The organism is Rhizobium giardinii bv. giardinii H152 (genome assembly GCF_000379605.1).
Taxonomy (GTDB): Bacteria; Pseudomonadota; Alphaproteobacteria; order Rhizobiales; family Rhizobiaceae; genus Pararhizobium; species Pararhizobium giardinii.
Genome location: NZ_KB902578.1, coordinates 494,930 through 511,688 on the forward strand (window position 1 = coordinate 494,930; position 16,759 = coordinate 511,688).

General features: G+C 60.7%; 9 protein-coding genes. 4 read left to right on the forward strand and 5 right to left on the reverse strand.

Annotated elements, in window-relative coordinates:
- Positions 1-123 precede the first annotated feature (123 nt).
- From A3AY_RS0102495 to A3AY_RS0102510, 4 genes are all read left to right on the forward strand, one after another.
- Complete coding sequence (locus A3AY_RS0102495) at positions 124-354, forward strand: hypothetical protein (protein WP_018324100.1); 231 nt, start codon at positions 124-126, stop codon at positions 352-354.
- Positions 355-505: 151 nt separating this feature from the next.
- Positions 506-970, forward strand: coding sequence for an RrF2 family transcriptional regulator (locus tag A3AY_RS0102500; protein WP_018324101.1), 465 nt, complete (start codon positions 506-508; stop codon positions 968-970).
- Between the two features lie 136 nt (positions 971-1,106).
- A complete protein-coding gene (locus tag A3AY_RS0102505) occupies positions 1,107-2,120 on the forward strand; it encodes a KpsF/GutQ family sugar-phosphate isomerase (protein WP_162709225.1) in 1,014 nt (337 codons plus the stop codon).
- 153 nt (positions 2,121-2,273) lie between these two features.
- Entirely contained in the window at positions 2,274-3,572 is a 1,299-nt protein-coding gene (locus A3AY_RS0102510; protein ID WP_018324103.1) for a capsular polysaccharide export protein, LipB/KpsS family, read from the forward strand.
- Positions 3,573-3,625: 53 nt separating this feature from the next.
- On the opposite strand, the gene A3AY_RS0102515 is transcribed toward A3AY_RS0102510, so the two are convergent.
- The 5 genes from A3AY_RS0102515 to A3AY_RS0102535 all read right to left on the reverse strand — a co-directional run bounded on the left by A3AY_RS0102515 (position 3,626) and on the right by A3AY_RS0102535 (position 16,510).
- Positions 3,626-4,921 (reverse strand): capsule biosynthesis protein, encoded by a 1,296-nt coding sequence (locus A3AY_RS0102515; protein ID WP_018324104.1) that lies wholly within the window; start codon positions 4,919-4,921, stop codon positions 3,626-3,628.
- A gap of 31 nt (positions 4,922-4,952) precedes the next feature.
- The gene (locus A3AY_RS0102520; RefSeq protein ID WP_018324105.1) at positions 4,953-6,533 is read right to left on the reverse strand and encodes an LTA synthase family protein; all 1,581 of its coding nucleotides are present in this window, start codon (positions 6,531-6,533) and stop codon (positions 4,953-4,955) included.
- Positions 6,534-6,655: 122 nt separating this feature from the next.
- Positions 6,656-7,456, reverse strand: coding sequence for an SDR family oxidoreductase (locus tag A3AY_RS0102525; protein ID WP_018324106.1), 801 nt, complete (start codon positions 7,454-7,456; stop codon positions 6,656-6,658).
- A 52-nt stretch (positions 7,457-7,508) separates the two neighbouring features.
- A complete protein-coding gene (locus A3AY_RS0102530; protein ID WP_018324107.1) occupies positions 7,509-8,924 on the reverse strand; it encodes an aminotransferase class I/II-fold pyridoxal phosphate-dependent enzyme in 1,416 nt (471 codons plus the stop codon).
- Complete coding sequence (locus A3AY_RS0102535; RefSeq protein ID WP_018324108.1) at positions 8,921-16,510, reverse strand: type I polyketide synthase; 7,590 nt, start codon at positions 16,508-16,510, stop codon at positions 8,921-8,923. The genes A3AY_RS0102530 and A3AY_RS0102535 overlap by 4 nt, the downstream gene beginning before the upstream one ends.
- Positions 16,511-16,759: the final 249 nt, after the last annotated feature.

Genomic DNA, 16,759 nt, shown 5'->3' on the forward strand with positions numbered 1-16,759 from the left:
TGTCGCGCAACGAAAGACCTTTGCATTCGCCCCTTCTGGCGAATGTGAATCCAAGCAGTCCTTCTTTGAATTTGTGCACGATTTTGAATGATCCGCGCCTTAGCGCGGAAGGAGCGTTATTCCATGAACAAGCAGGTTATAGAATTCGGCGGAGAAGCCGTAGGTGTCGTCGTTCCGGACGCTGGCCGGCTGAAGTTCGTCGCCGTGAAATACCATGTCTGGGATCTCGATTCGCGGCACTTCCGCTCGGCCGACGAGGCAAGGGCAGCGGTCCGCAGTCTGATGGCCGCGCAGCGCGGGCGCCAGCCCGTATCACAGTCTTCCGGCATATCGGGCGCCTATGCCGTCGCCTGAGGAATAAATCTGCGTGAAAACCGCAGATTGGCCGTCTTTTCACTAAATCGGTATATTGGCACGGCTTCTCATGTGGTATGCCGGATTATGTGATGACAATCAGCAGACAGGCGCCGGTTTCAGCGCCTGTCTGTGAACAGAGCGAACCGTGATGCTGACGAAAAAGGGAAAGTACGGATTGAAAGCCTTGGTCGATCTGGCCCGGCTCGATCCGGGCGAGACCGCCTTCATTACCGAAATTGCAAGCCGCAACAATATCCCGAAGAAGTTTCTCGATACCATTCTGCTGGAGCTCAGGAACGCAGGTATTCTGCGCTCAAAGAAGGGACCGGGCGGCGGTTACTCGCTGTCGCGCCCCGCTTCCGATATTCGCATTGGACAGGTCGTACGCACGCTGGATGGCCCGCTGGCTCCGATCCGCTGTGCCAGCCGCACAGCTTATGAAGTCTGCGACGACTGTCGTGATCCGGATACATGCGAGGTCCGCCGGTCGATGACCACGGTCCGAGATGCCATCGCCGATATTCTCGACACGATGACGCTGGAAGATTTCATTCACAATCCGGGGCAACCGATTCTCCCGGAAGATGAGCTCGTTGCGAAGCGCGCAAGCTGAGGCTGAAAGTCAACGTGCCTCGGTTTGCCGCTTATCCTGGCGAAATTGCCGGAAAAGGGCATGATTTGGCCAATTTGATTTGATCTGAGAGCGCTCTCGCTATAAGCGATGCTTACTTTTCAGTCTTGGAGCGTTGATGATGGGTCTCAGGCAAGTTGACGTGACTAGTCCGAAAGAACGCGCTGTCGCCGAATCGATCGGACGGTCCATCGCCACTGCCGTAGATGGTATCAATGCGCTTGCCGCTTGCTTTGCTGCCGACCAGGTCCTTGCGCGCTCGCTGGTCGACGCCGTTGAACTGATCGCCCGTCGCAACGGCCGTGTCGTCGTATCCGGAGTCGGGAAAAGCGGGCATATCGGCCGCAAGATCGCTGCGACGATGGCTTCTACCGGAACCTCGGCCTATTTCGTGCACCCGACGGAAGCGAGCCACGGCGATCTCGGCATGATCACGTCGGAAGACCTGCTCATTCTGCTTTCCTGGTCGGGCGAGACTGTCGAGCTTGGCAATATGCTGACCTATGCCAAGCGCTTCAACGTTCCAATCGTGTCGGTAACATCCAATTCCGAAAGCCTGCTGGCGCGTAATTCCAGCGTTGCGATCACACTGCCGAAGGTACAGGAAGCCTGCCCGCACGGGCTGGCGCCGACGACGTCGGCTATGCTGCAACTGGCTGTCGGCGATGCGCTGGCAATTGCGCTTCTCGAGCGCCGTGGCTTTTCGGCGCAGGACTTCAAGACTTTTCATCCGGGCGGCAAACTGGGTTCGCAACTGCTTCTGGTGCAGGAGCTTGCGCATACGGGCGAGGCGATCCCCCTCCTGCCGCTCGGCAGTCCCATGGGTGACGCGGTAATCCAGATGTCATCCAAGGGGTTTGGTGTCGTTGGCATCACCGACGAAGCAGGAAAACTGGTCGGCGTGATCACCGACGGCGACTTGCGCCGGCATATGTCTCACGATCTACTGCTCGAAACGGTCGATACGGTAATGTCGCATCATCCGCGGGTCATCAAGGGCAGCGCTCTGGCCAGCGCGGCGATGGAATTCATGCAGGCGCAGAAGGTCACGGTGTTGTTTCTGGTCGATGACCTCGGGGTCCCGCGCGGCATATTGAACGTCCACGATTTGCTGCGCGCCGGCGTCGCGTAAGTGGTGCGTGGAGCCGGGGCGGATCTTTCGTGCCGGCCTCTTTGGTTTGGTCAACGGCGGCCAACATGAGAGCGCCGTTCTCCATATGGAATGGGGATAATTTGCGAGCAGATATCTTTGTCTGAACGGCTTCAATCCTTCCCTCCTGGACCGGTGGACCGGGCAATCGGTCCGCCGCCGGAGGCGTCGATTGCTCCACGCGATGCAGTTAAAACCTTTGCCTTTCAAATCCAGGAGTGGAAGCGGGGCGTTTTCCAGCGTTATTTCCCGGATCGCGATTTCACCTTCGTTCCCATGCACGTGCGGGAAAAAGACTTCCGGAGGGAGTGGGCAGCACGGATCCTGCAGGCGGCCAGCCCGCAGATTTTTGTCTGGGGCCTCAAGGTGCCGAAGGGCTTGCGGGCCTTTGCGGAAGAACACGGTATCCCTGTCGTTGTCATCGAGGACGGGTTCATTCGTTCGGTTGAGGCCAATGCCAGCCGCACGCCGCCGCTGTCGTTGGCACTCGACGCGGGAACAGCCTATTTCGATTGCCGGACACCGTCAGATCTGGAGCGGCTGCTCGCCACTCACGACTTCGACAGCTCTCCCGATCTTCTGCGGCGCGCAGCGGCGGGCATTCGTCTTCTCCTTGAAACGGGCGTCAGCAAGTACAATAGCGGGACGAAAACGGACATCGAGAATCTGTATGGTCCAAAGACCGGCAAGCGGGTGCTGGTGATCGGCCAGGTCGAGGACGACGCCTCTATCCAATACGGCTGCCTGCCGCCGATAACCAATAACGATCTCGTCCGTCTCGCAGCGCAGGAAAATCCCGGCGCCCAGATCATCTACAAGCCGCATCCTGACATCCTGAACCGTGTTCGCCTGGCGCAGTCGAATCCGGAAGATGTACGGCATGTCTGTGATATCCTCGCCCAGCCCCTGGGCATGGCGCAGGCCTTCGAAACAATCGATCATGTCTATACGATCACCTCGCTCGCGGGCTTCGAGGCGCTGTTGCGAGGGATAAAGGTCACCGCATACGGATGCCCTTTTTATGCCGGCTGGGGGCTGACGGACGATCGCCAGCCCAATGCACGGCGCGGACGGCGGCTTTCGATCGAGGCATTATTTGCCGGCGCCTATCTCCTCTACCCGCGTTATTTCGATCCTCGCACGGGCAGGGAGGTTTCCTTCGAGGAAACCGTCGAGCGGATTCTGGGATATTTTTCAGCTGGCGAGGTTCTTTCCGAACCGTGCTTGTCCGGGCCACGGTGGCGACCCTGGGGGCCTTATGGTGTTCTTGGCTGGCGCCATCTGCTGACGCCGCTCTTGTCACCGGTGATTGCCAGGATCGGTCACGCGCGCGATGCGCGGGACTTCAGGGAAGATCCGATCCTGTTCTTTCGGGAATTGTCTAATCCGAAATTCAGATTGGTCGGGCGGATTCTGTATCCCTTCGACAAATGACCGCTGGTGTCCTGCGCCGTGCTTGCGCGTGACATGTGGTTGGTCGAGCACCGTCAGTGCCGGGGAGGTGCGATTTTCGCCGGTTTTTTTCTCGGCGGCGGATCGATGAAAGCGCCGGGCTGGTTGAGTGACCGGTTGTGCAGCCGTTCGGCGATCGCCGCTGCACCGGCATCGGTCCCAGCGGCTGAATAGAAATTGCCCCGGACCTGGATTGACGCCGCAAGCAGGCGGAAAAATGCTGACTGCAGTGAGGCTTCCGGTGGCTCGGGCGAGCGCCAGAATTGCTCGAGCGGCGCCTGGTCGCTTAGCCCGGCGATATCGAATACGGCGGCCCCAAGCACTTTCACGGGCTTTCCGAGCTGCAGGGCATGCAGGCCGACGGTGGAATTGACTGTAACGGTTCCCTGCGCTCTCTCCAGCAGCGCATTGAGGTTACCCCCGTCGAGCACGTGAACGCGTTCCCCGACGTCGAGCCTGGCCGCCAGATCGGCCACATGCTTTCGCCAGTTGATGAGGCCGTTATCGAGTGGATGTATCTTGACCAGGAGTTGGGTATCGGGCGCTGCGTGGCGGGCAAAGGATATCAGGATCTGGCCGATGGCCTCGCGCTGGTCGTTATAGGGCGAGTGCGCGCGCAGCTGAAAATCAGTTTGCAACTGCAGCGGATAGATGAAGAAGGGTGCTTCACTTTCCAGACAACGATCGACAAGCTGGCTTGCTTCCCTCTCGCGCCGGCCGCTGCCCGCAAGGCGCATTACCCAGCCGGCATATTCGGCAAGCGGATGGAAGAGAGCGTGGCGGCGATAATGCGGGAAGAGGAACCACAGGAAAACGTTCGGCAGATTGTAGAGAAGGTCATAACTCGCTTCGGCAAGGAAGCTCTGCGCATAATGTCGTTTCCAATCCGGCTCGGGCAGGGTGCGGGCCGCCTCGATGATCTGCTGTGCATCGACCGGAAAATGCGAGTTGGATGACATGCCGCCGCGTTCGAGGGTCAGCCAGTCGGGCCGCAGGTAGCCCATCTCGATGACCGACACCGCAATGTTGCGTTCCCTTGCCGCTGCGATTGCAAGCTGATGATAGGGCCTCTCCTCGCCCAGCAGGATGAGGTCCGTGATCGCGTGACGGTCCATGAACGAACCCGCATAGGAGCGCCAGGCCTCGCCGCCGCGGCCGCGGTAGTTGTAACTGCCCTTCCGCCGCCAGAAGATCTGGTCGCCGGGATTGAGATTGATCCGCAAGCAGAGATGTCCGCTTGCTTCCAGCCACGCCGCGATCTTCGCAAAGATCGGCGATGATGGCCCTTGCAGGAAAAGGAAGACACGCCTCGACAATTGTTGCGAACCCATCGTCAGCGACTTTCAACACAGCGCGCCGGCACTATTGCAACTCGTCCTTGTGGAGCTTGGCGTGCCGGAGCATGGCCTCCAGTAGCTTCCATGGCTCCTCGTCGCGGGAGGGTGCGGGGCTGTGATGCGGCTTGCGGGCCGCAGCCAGGGGAACGATGAAATAGTCCGTGCGAGGATCGCGGAAGGGATCGGCAAAGGATTTGAGTAGCGGCGCATGGTCGCCGTAAAAAACCAGCCATACGGGCCGGTCAAGCTCATTCAGATGATCCACCAGCTCGCCGAGCGCCTTGTCCGACTGCTGGAGGATTTCCAGATAGATATCGACCGGATCGGTCTTCCCTTCGACACGGTTGGGCTCCCACGGTCCGTGATTTGCCATTGAGGCGACGAAGAGAAATCTCCCCTTGGCGTCATCCTGTTTCTCGACATCCTTGATGACTTTGCGTGTCAGTGCCGCGTCCGAGACATAGGGGCCATCCCGTGCCGGGTCATGATCGAATTCATCGAGCATGGTCATCTTCTCGAAGCCAAGCTGCGGCATTGCCTTGTGGCGCAGGAAAAACGTCCGGTCGTAGGGATGCATGAAATGCGTGCCCCAGCCGGCATTCTTCAGTTTCGTCGGCCAGACGACGTTCGTATAGTGACTCGCCCGCAGATAGGGGTAGCTGGCATCGATGTGAAGATCGTCGGGCACGAGCCCGCTCAGCACGGCGAACTCCGTTCGTAGCGTATATCCCCCTTCGAAAACGGTCGAAAGGCGGCCCCATTGCACGGCGAGCTTCTGCAGGCGGTCGATGGTCGGCAGTTTGACGTGGTCGACGCCGCAGTGCCGCATGTCGATGAAGGATTCCGACTGCCAGACGACAATGAGCGGCGCCTTGTTGTCAGCGTCATGTCCGATCAAGTCCTGGACGGCGGCAAAAAAGCGTTCGGAAAGGTCTGCAATGATCTTTTCGCGCCGGCGGCCAAGCCAGATGATGAAGTGAAACACTACCGAAGCAAAGGTGCCGAAGCGGACGGTGCTGACCTTGACGTTCGGCTTGCCGACCAGGTGCTGAACAAAGTCCGCGACCGGCCGGTTGACCGGGCCGTAGAACAGGAGGAGCCACGGCAGATCCGCAACGAGGATCATGACGATGATCCAGAAGAGCTTGCCGTTCGACGGCAGAAGGCTCGGCTCGAAATACATATAGAGTCCAGAGACGCCGAACACATAGAGGAAGGCGACCGTCCAGAACACGATGTTCAGCGAGTTCGCATAGAAGATCGACTTGTATTTGAAGACGTCGGCGACCAGCGCGATGTCGGAAAAGACCAGGGGCTCGCGAATGAATTTGAACTTCGCACGCGAAATGCCTGTGAAGATGACGAAGAAGCTCATGGTTCCGGCGCCGGCATAAAGTGGGCGCCAGGAAATCGCAAAGAACCCGGCAAAGACCAGGGCAATGATTGGAAGCCGCGCGAGGACATCCATTGCCGCACGCCTGCGGCTGAAGAGCGGGCGGTTCTTCTTGCGCTGGCGTTTGGGAAGCGCAAATCTGTCGGTGAACAGGATGACCACGCAAGAGAGGGCGTAGCAGAAAACGGTCAGCGTCAGCGGGTAGTCATGCATATGGAACGACGTCGACGCCAAACGGATACCTTCACGATCTATTGCTCGCCGCAGGCTTACCCCGCTGCGACAACCGACACTTAAATCCTATTTCCGCCATACACAAGCAGGCTCGGCCCTGTTCACTGGCGGCGGCTGATACGCAGGATGGCGCGGTCGAACCACCAGTTGAGGAAGGGCTTCACCGTCGAGCCGAAGCGGCCGAGGGCCAAGAGCGTCCAGCCGAAGAATACCTCGAAACGGCCTTTGTCGATGGCGCGTGCGATGCTACGCGCCACCGCATCCGCTGTCCATGGAGCAACACGCCCCATGATCACCGCCGCCTCAAGCGGGCGGTGCTCCAATTCGCGGGCGAACTGCGGCGTTTCCGTATCCGGCGGAAAACAGACGGAGATTTTCACGCCGTGTGGACGGGCTTCCGAACGAAGAGCCTCTGCAAAGCCATGCAGGGCGAATTTCGAGGCGGAATAGCCGGAATAACCATAGATGCCGATCAGGCCGGCGCCTGAGGAGACCAGCATGATCCTGCCGGTGCGGCGCTGCTTCATGCCGGCATAGACCGAGCGCACCGCATGGATGCTGCCGAACAGGTTGGTCCGGATCTGGCGTTCGAAGGCAGCCGTCGAAACCACGTCAAACAGCCCCGGTTCAACGATGCCGGCGCAGGCGATGAGGATATCGCAGGGGCCAAACGCTTCTTCGCAGCGGGCGATTGCAGCTGCGGTCTGGCCTTCGTCGGCGACATCAGCGCTTTCGATGCGGATTGCGTCGGCATTGCCGCTCTTGCTGAGTTCGGCTTGTGCCGCTTCCAGTGCCGATATCGTGCGTGCGAGAAGGGATATGCGCGCACCTCTGGACGCGTAGATCCGAGCGAGAGTGAGGCCAATCCCGCTGGAACCGCCTGTAATGATCACATGAGTCATGCTGCAAGACCGGCTCGGGAAAATTTCGGTAGTTGTTTTTCGTTTCGCCAGCTCAGCGTGAGGCGAGCATCTTCATCATCTGCTGGATATCGATCGACGCGAGGCCGAAATTCCGCTCGGTGAGATCCTTCAGCTTCTCCGCCGTCAGTGTCACCGTTTGGCGAATCTGCTCCTCGGTATGTTCGCTGGTGATGAAGAAGCGCAGGCGCGCCATGCCTTCCGGTACGGCCGGGTGAATGATCGGCAGCGCGTTGACGCCGGCGGCGTGGAGATCGTTGGAAAGCTGCACGGCGCGCAACGAATCACCAACGAGAACCGGTACGACGGAAAAGCCGCCGCTGAGGCCGGTATCGAGACCGGCTTCCTGCGCGAGCTTCAGGAACAGCGCGCCGTTGCGTTTCAATGCGGCCGCACGTTCTGGCTCGCTTTCCAGAATGTCGAGACTTGCGATCGCGGAGGCGGTCAGGACGGGAGCAAGCCCGACGCTGTAGACGAAGCCGCCGGCGCTCGCCTTGAGAACGGCAGCGAGCGCTGCACTTCCGGCGATATAGCCGCCGCAGCTCGATGTCGTCTTGGAAAGCGTGCCCATCCAGATATCGACTTCGCGGGGGTCGATACCGAAATGTTCAAACGTGCCGCGGCCGCGGCGGCCGAGAATGCCGAGCGAATGGGCTTCGTCGACCATCAGCCAGAAACCGTATTCCGCCTTCAGCTTCATGATCGCCGGCAGATTGGCGATGTCGCCGTCCATCGAGTAGATGCCTTCGACGATCACCAGGATGTGGCGATAGTCACCCGCGACGGTGCGCAGCACATGTTCGAGGTCGCTGGCATCATTGTGCTTGAACAGCCGTCGGGTGGCGCCCGACAGTTTGATGCCGGCAAGCGCGCTGTTGTGGATGAACTCGTCATGGACCACGAGGTCATTCGGGCCCATCAGGCAGCTGATCGCCGCGACATTGGTGAGGTAGCCGCTGACGAAGCAGACCGATGCCTCCACGCCGTAGAAGGCGGCGATGCGCTCCTCCAGTTCGGCGTGGGCCGGACGCTCGCCTGCCACCAGCCGGCTCGCCGATGCGGAGATGCCGAAGGCATTGATCGTGTCGCGCGCCTGCGACAGCACGTGGGGATGCCGGTTGAGGCCGAGATAGTCGTAAGAGGCGAAGTTGATCAGCTTGCGGCCGTCAATCACCGTCGTCGCTCCCGCTGCCGTCTGATGCGCCCGGTAGAACGGGTTGGCGATGCCGAGCTGTTCGCTCGCAGCCTTCTGCGTCAGGACCTGCTTGTATTCCGGCAGGTCCTCGAATCTGGTCTGCTTGCGCCGAACCGGCGGAGGAATGTCGCGCTCCGAGCGAGCCATGCGGTTTTTTTCCGAAGACTGGTGCGTGTTGCGCATCCGGTCCAGCAGATTTTCCTTCAGGCTGCTGCTCATCTTCGAAACGCTGTGACGTTCCTCGTCCTTGCTCATTGGCTCGCTGCCTTCTCCGTGCCAGTGCCGGTACCGTTGCCGGTGTGGCGTTGCGCGAGATCGCTGACGATCTTGTTGTCTACCGGCTCGCTATCGTCTTCGCCGCCGTGATCGCGCTTGCTGACCTTGTCATAGAGCTTGCGCGCGACGTCGCCGACGGTCGTGTTATCGGCCACACCGCTCAGCGGCATGTCGAAGCCGGTGTTCTGCTGGAAGCTGATGCCGAGTTCCACGGCCATCAGACTGTCGAGGCCGATTTCCTTGAGGACCTTGGACCGGGAGATCGTATCCTTCGAGACGCGAAGGATAGCAGCGATTTCGCCAGCCACCAGATCATAAAGGATGTCTTCGGCTTCCTGCGGCGATTTGCCTTCGATCATCGCGACGAGATCCATCGTCTGGCCGTCGCCCCCAGCAGAATGCTGGTCGGCTGTGCGCAGGATGACTTCGAACAGGGTATTGCGAACGACCGGCAGGTTGCGCGCGGCCGCCCAATCGAGCTCCGAGATCATGGCGACAGCCGCATCGACCGTGCCCGGATCAGAGCGGATGTAGCTCTCGACCTGGTCGAGTGCGGCCTGCGCCTTCAACGCCGTCTTGCCGATGCGCTTGGACAGGAGATCGTTGACGTCAGTGTTCTGCGCCAGATAGCCCTTGTCGGCGATCGCACCGAAGCCGATGGCCAAGCCCGGCAGGCCTTCAAGCCGACGCGCGCGAGCCAGGCCTTCGAGATAGCCGTTGGCAGCCACGTAATTGGCCTGCCCGGGATTGCCGACCAACGTCGTAGCCGACGAGAACAGGATGAAATGTTCAAGCCTATCGGCGCGCGTCAGCTTGTCGAGAACTGCGGCGCCCTTGACCTTCACGTCGATGACCGGGCGGTTACGTTCCCGGCTGAGATTGTTGATCAGCGCGTCATCCAGCACCATCGCCGCGTGAACGACGGTCTTTAGGGGGCCGATCTGCCGCAGCGTCTTGAGCAGTTCGTCGGCGGCTGCCTCTTCGGTGACGTCGCAGGCGTGAACGGTCGCCGAAACGCCCTTGTTCTCCCAGCGCTTGATCGCTTCAAGCGTTTCGATATCCGCAACGCCGCGGCGCGTGGCGAGCGCGATATTGCGCGCGCCCTTGTCCACCAGCCAGTTTGCGGCGGCAAGACCGAAGCCGCCGATGCCACCGACGACCAGATGAACACCTTGGCTGTCGACCGACATGCGGCGAGCCGACCGGTTGGCGATCTCGTCGCGTCCTGCTACGGGGGGCAGGACGACGATCTTGCCGATATGGCCGGCGTTCTGCATCAGGCGGAAGGCGTTGCCGATCTCGTCGAAACCGAAGGCGCGGTAGGGCAGGGGCACGAGCTTGCCCTCTTCGAAAAGCGCTCCGATTTCGGTGAAGATGCGTTTCGTCAGATCCGGCGCGTTGACCAGCAACTGGTCGGCGTCGATGCCGAAATAGCTGATGTTACGGCGGAAGGGTCTGAGCCCGATCTTGCTGTCGGCGTAGTAATCGCGCTTGCCGAGTTCGAGGAACCGGCCGAACGGCTTTACCAGCGACAGGCTCTGTTCCATCGCTTCGGAGAACAGTGAGTTCAGGACGAGGTCCACACCCTCACCGCCGGTCACGCCACGGATGTCGTTGACAAAGGCGAGTGAGCGGGAATCGAAGACGTGATCAGCGCCGAGCATCTTCAGGAAACGGCGCTTCTCGCGCGTTCCTGCCGTTGCGATGACCTTGGCACCGGCGAGCTTTGCAACCTGCAAGGCGGCCAGGCCGACACCGCCGGCAGCGCCGTGGATGAGGATTGTTTCGCCGGCGCGGATACGGCCAAGTTCCACCATCGCATAATAGGCGGTGAGGAAGGCGACAGGCACTGTCGCGGCGGCTACAGGGCTGACCGTTTCCGGCAGCTTTGCAACCCCCGACCGCGAAACGACCGCATGGGTGGAGAACGCCGCCGGCGCGATCGCCATTACGGCGTCGCCGACCGAGAGGTCGGTCACGCCGCTGCCGATGGCGACGACATGGCCGGACAGTTCCATGCCGATGGTCGCACCGGCAAAACCGTCTTCGAGCGCCTCTTCCGGCAGAAGGCCCATGGCCCACATGACGTCGCGGAAATTCAAGCCGGTGGCGGCTACCTCAACGACGACATCGCCGGGACCCGCTTGCGGGATGTCGCATTCTTCCCAGGCGATGCTGCCGACCTGCGAGCTGACACGCTGGCGGATGGTCGCCGCCTTGAACGCGCTGGTCTTGCGCAGACTCCGGTCGACCGGGCCGGGAACGGCGCGGATTTCCGAAAGAGTTCCGGTCGTTCCGTCGAGCAGCCATTCGCGGTTGGCGCTTGCATCCGCCAGCATCGCGATTGCCGTGGCCAGCTGATTGCCGGCACCTGCCTTGGCGCCGGTGAAGTCGAGCGAATGGATATCGAGAAAATCATATTCGTTCTGCAACACGCGGGCGAATGCCCACAGGCCGCTGTTGATGCTCGAGCCGGGCTCATCCTGGACGCGAGACGCCGCAGCTACCGGCGACCCGCCGGGAGCTGCGATGAGCAGGCGCGGACGATGTCCGGCGGTCGGCTCGGCGTTGGAATGATACTGGCGCAGTGCCTCGGCAAAGGCACTCAGCGACAGCACCCGATTTTGCAGCACTGCGGAATCCTGGCTCCGACCACCGGACGTTGCCGACGACAGGTATACGGCGCGCACCGGCTTGTCGTTGAGCCCCTCGATCGCCTCTGCGATTTTATCCTTGTCGGCATCGAGATCACCGGTCAGTTGAACCGGCACGAGGGGAGCCTCGATCGCATCCTTGCCCGTGGGCAGGATGCTGTGAAGGCTTGAAACACTGCCTTCGTGAAGCACGAGCACGGGGCTCGCGACCTCCGTGACCGATGCCTGAGCCGCTGGCGCGCTGTCAGTAAACTGGCCGCCTTGCGCTTCGACCACGGTGATATTGCCATGCGACAATTCATGGTCTTGAACAGAGATGTTGCGCAGTCCGAGATCGCCCAGACATTTCTGCCATTGCGTCGCGGTGGGAAGCCTGCCGATCGGGAATTCCACCGTCTGGGTGCGGGCGAACCAGCCGTCGATCAATCCGAAAGCAAAGTCGCTGAAGACTGTCGGTGCGCTGGTTGCGGCGATGAGGGCACCGTTTTCCTGGAGGCAGACACGCATCGCGTTGCGAATGGCAACATCTTCATCGACCAGCGTGAAAATCGTGTCGGATGCGCTGACGACGAGATCGAAGGCCGGAAGCGCCGCGAAAGCGTCCTTCTTCAGGACGCGCACATGCGCGTCTTCCTCGAATGCGATTTCGAGATTCCGCTGCGCATTTTCGCGCGGCTCGACCACGAGCAGCGAGGCGTTGTACTTGGAAACCAGCGTGGCGAGACGGCGGGTAAAGCCGGTGGATACCGTACCGGCCTCGACGATCCGCAGGTCACCCTTGCCGTCTGCGAGCGCTTTTTCGACTGCGGACAAGACCAGAGCCATTTTTTGACGCGTCGATTCGGAGTGAACCGTCTGATGGTCGAGCGTCGCATCGCTGATGAAACCTTGCGGTTTGGCCGCAACATTGGCCTCGTTGGCCGATATTTCGGAGGTAAATAGGCTGTCGATGCGGTCCAATGCTTCGGCATAGGCATTGTTGATCAAAACGGCTTCGACGGCGCGTTCCGAGCGTTCGCCGTAAAGTTCCTTCAGGATGTCGCCGACCGGGGGCAGCGAGAATTCAGGCGCGATCTTCCAACTGCCGCCCTTGTGTTCGCACAAGCCTGCGTCTTCCAGAACATAGAGACAGTTGGCGAGGAAGCACCGAAAGGCGAAATCGCCGGGCAGCGACCGTGTGTCGATCAGGCCGGTTCCCTTGCCGAGCTTAAGCGCTATTTCATGGCAGGCGCGATAGATCGCCGCGTTGAATAGCAAGGTCGTGTTGTCGATGCCAGCGCCTTCCGCACCGGCAATCAACGGAAGAGACAGGGCGCTACGCGGCGTTGCCGCCAGCGGCACGGCGCGGTCCGAGGGCACTGCCTCGTAGTGAAAGGACAGCATGTCCAACGTCTTGTGCTGGCGCAGATAGGTCCGGCGGAACCGGCAATCGTCGAAAGCGGCGATGAGTTCGCCGCCCTTGCCGAAGAAGCGGAATTTCGCCTTGATCGAATTGGCGCTGATGCGTTCGATCTCGACCAGAGCCCGCTTGACCATCGTGCCCGAATTGGTCACACGCACCGACCCGAAACGCACCGGGATATAGGGCGCACCGCCGGCTTCGCCGGTGAACCGGTCGAAAAGCGCCACCAGCCCATGGAAAGTCGCATCGACGGAGATCGGGTTCAGGCTGTAGGAAACGAACGGATGGCCCGCCTCTTCCGGGTCCCTCAACTCGACATCGATGAACCGGTCGCCATAGGAGACGGCACGCGCCATCAGTTGGAACCGCGGACCGTAGTCGAGGCCGAACTGGCGTGCGGTTTCATAGGCCTTGGCAGGCGTTACGGTCGCCGTTTTCTCCAGGCCGGCGAACCGGCTTGCGGCGGCGGGCTCATCAGACGGAATGGGCTTGCGGCTACGCGCCACGGCGTGCACGGCCCAATCGTCCTCCGACAGCCGCTCGCGCGAGCGAATCTCGATATCCCCGGTCTCTGGCGAGAGGATGGTCGACAATTCCATCATCCGGTTGTCGGTAAGCTCGAGCGGCCGCACGATTTCCAGATTGGTGATGTCGACGTTCGGCGTGCCGTAATACTGTTGCGCGGCGGAGACGGCGATTTCGATGAAGCCGCTCCCCGGCAGGATGGCCTTGCCGTCAACGACATGCTCGGCAAGATCCGGAAACAGATGCGCGTCGATATGGTTCTTCCAGCTTCCGCCGTTCGGATCGGCGCGCCAGCCAGCCAGCGTGTAGGGCGTCTTGGAGCCGCGACCGAACAGATCGGTTGAATCGGTGGTGGTCGCCGGACGAAGTTCCGTCGGCTCGAAGGGGAGGTTCGGCAGGCGGACGAAAGCGTTGCGCTTGCCGAACAGGCGGGTTTCATCGAAGGCTGCACCGTGAGCGATGGCGCGCGCCATGGCGCGCGAGATCGGATCCCGGCCCTTTTCACCAGCATCGCGCAGCAGGGTCGGCACGACCATGCCCGGCGCGGAGGACTGCTTGACCGTTTCCTTCAGATAGGACGACAGGATCGGGCGGGGCGAGATTTCGATGAACAGGCTGCAGCCGAGTTCGATCGCAGCTTCCGTTGCCGCCTGGAAACGGACCGGTTCTCGGACGTTTTTCCACCAGTAATCGGGGTCTAGTTGCGTGCCATCCAGCCGGTCGCCGGTGACCGTGGAGAGAAAGGCGAGTTCCGATTTGCGCGGCGCGATGTCCGGAATATCTGAGAGGAACGCCTTCTTTGCCTGATCGATGATCGGGTGGTGGAACGGATAGTTGATGTCAAGAATCTGGACCGGGATCTTGGCTTTGCGCGCCGCGTCGCGGAAGGCGGAGACTTCGTGCGCAGGACCGGAAATGGTCACCGAATTATGGGCGTTGACCGCGGCGACGCACACGTGCTCAAGGCCGCGTGCCTTGGCGAAGGCGCTTGCCCCCTCTTCACCAAGCATGACGGCGGCCATGGTGCCCTGACCGGCAAGCAGATCCTGGTGCAGCGAACGCTTGGCGACGATCGCAACCGCATCGACGAGCGAAAGGGCGCCGGCGGCATAGGCTGCGGCGATTTCGCCGACCGAATGGCCGAAAACCGCCGTCGGCTTGATGCCCATGGCAACCAGCGAATCCGACAGAGCCGCCTGAACGGCGAACAGTAGCGGCTGTGCAACCTTGGTGTCGGCGAGCTTCTTGTCGAGATCGGGATCGGTGAGCAGATCGGTCAGCACGGTGTCCGAATGGAACTTGAAAAGCGCGCTGACGGAGGTGAAGCACTGACGGAAATGCAGATTTTCGCGGAACGCTTCGACGCCCATGCCGGCCCATTGCGAACCGTTTCCGGAGAAGACGAAGGCAACCTTCGCATCCTTCGTCACGGCTTCGCCGGCTTCGCCTATGTCGGATGCGGGCTTTTCGAGGTGGCTGGCGATGGCGCGGACAATGTCTTCCGGATGATCGCTACGCGCGGCAAAACGATAGCGCATCTGGGTGCGATTGGCGCCGGAGGCGGCGACAATGGAGCGAACTTCTTCCGGTGAAGCCTTGGCGAAGGTCGACTTGTAGGATTTCAACAGCTCTTCGAGGCTGTTGACGGTGTGGGCGCTAGCCATGAACACATGGCCGGTGGCGTTGTTGCGGTTGCGCTCGTCCTGGACGGGATCCGGGTCGCTGATGACGACATGGGCATTGGCGCCGCCGAAACCGAAGGAATTGATGCCGGCGAGGCGCGCGCGCTTGCCGCGCAGCAGTTCGATCGGGTTCGCAGTGACGCGAACGTTCAGCCCGTCGAAGTCGATGTTGTCGTTCGGCGTCTCGAAATGCAGCGAGGCGGGCAGATAGTTGTTCTCCAGCGCCATCATCGCCTTGAGCATGCCGAACAGGCCGGAGGCTGGCTCGGTGTGGCCGATATTCGACTTGATCGAGCCGATCGGAACCGGCGCACGGCGATTGGCGCCAATGACGGTACCGATCGACCAGACTTCGGCCGGATCGCCCACCTTGGTGCCGGTGCCATGGCCTTCGACGAAGGCGACCTGATTGGCATCGATATTGTTGCCCTCGTAGATCGACCGCAGCAGGTTGGCCTGGGCTTCGCGCGATGGCAGCGAGATACCATTGGTACGGCCGGCGGAGTTCACGCCGGTGGCAACGATCTTGGCGTAGCTGCGGTCCTTTTCCTGACGCGTTCTGTCCGAGCGGCGCAGGATGAAGACGACACCACCTTCGGCGCGCACATAACCGGCGCCGTCATTGTCATAGGCGCGGCAAAGGCCCTCGGGCGACAGCATGCGCGCCTGGGCAAAGCCGACGAACGGTAGCGGGTGGGCCAGAATGTTAACACCGCCGACGATCGCCGTGTCGATTTCACCGGCATTCAGCGCCCGCATCGCCTGGTCTAGCGCGACCAGCGAGGAGGAGCAGGCGGTATCGACCGTCATGCTCGGGCCGCTGAGACCGAAGATATGGGAAATACGATTGGAAACGATCGAAAGCGTGTTTCCGGTCATGAAATAAGGCCCGGCTGCGGCCGGATCCTCGACGGTCAGGTTGGCATGGTCGAGGCTGGACGCACCGATGTAGACGCCGACATTCTCGCCATGCAGCGACGTCATCGCGATATTGGCGTCTTCGAGAGCGCGCCAGGCGAGTTGCAACAGGACGCGCTGCTGCGGATCCATATACATGGCTTCGCGCTGCGACATGCCGAAGACAGCCGGATCGAAATCATAGATGCTGTCAAGCACACCGGCCGCAAAGGAATAGGTCTTGCCCGGGTTGCCGATAACCGGATGCCAAAAGCGCGCGAGATCCCAACGGTCCGACGGTACGCGCGTGACGGTGCATTTGCCCTCGCGCAAAATTCGGAACAGTGCCTGCGGCGAATTGGCTCCGGGCGCGAGACATGCACGCCCTATGATTTCAACTGTCATATTGTATCGAACGCTCTAAACTTTGGAGTTATCCTGCTGATTGCACCTGACACGCGAAAAAGCAATCGGAACTTCTCTAACCGATCCCGTCGGATCGATCCCTCGTCACTTCGAAGCCAGCTATATTAGTGTCCTTTTACCCCATGTTTTTCAGCTTTCAACCCTGTAGCGCGAACATACATGCGCTCCCAGACACTTATGAAAACAGTTCGTAACCGTTGTGAAGACGGCAGCATTTGACGCGGCATA

Excerpts from the sequence above, each read along its gene's own strand:
- A3AY_RS0102530 (WP_018324107.1), bottom strand. The coding sequence starts at position 8,924 with ATGAGCAAGGACGAGGAACGTCACAGCGTTTCGAAGATGAGCAGCAGC.
- A3AY_RS0102505 (WP_162709225.1), top strand. The coding sequence starts at position 1,107 with ATGATGGGTCTCAGGCAAGTTGACGTGACTAGTCCGAAAGAACGCGCT.
- A3AY_RS0102520 (WP_018324105.1), bottom strand. The coding sequence starts at position 6,533 with ATGCATGACTACCCGCTGACGCTGACCGTTTTCTGCTACGCCCTCTCT.
- A3AY_RS0102525 (WP_018324106.1), bottom strand. The coding sequence starts at position 7,456 with ATGACTCATGTGATCATTACAGGCGGTTCCAGCGGGATTGGCCTCACT.
- A3AY_RS0102495 (WP_018324100.1), top strand. The coding sequence starts at position 124 with ATGAACAAGCAGGTTATAGAATTCGGCGGAGAAGCCGTAGGTGTCGTC.
- A3AY_RS0102535 (WP_018324108.1), bottom strand. The coding sequence starts at position 16,510 with ATGACAGTTGAAATCATAGGGCGTGCATGTCTCGCGCCCGGAGCCAAT.
- A3AY_RS0102515 (WP_018324104.1), bottom strand. The coding sequence starts at position 4,921 with ATGGGTTCGCAACAATTGTCGAGGCGTGTCTTCCTTTTCCTGCAAGGG.
- A3AY_RS0102500 (WP_018324101.1), top strand. The coding sequence starts at position 506 with ATGCTGACGAAAAAGGGAAAGTACGGATTGAAAGCCTTGGTCGATCTG.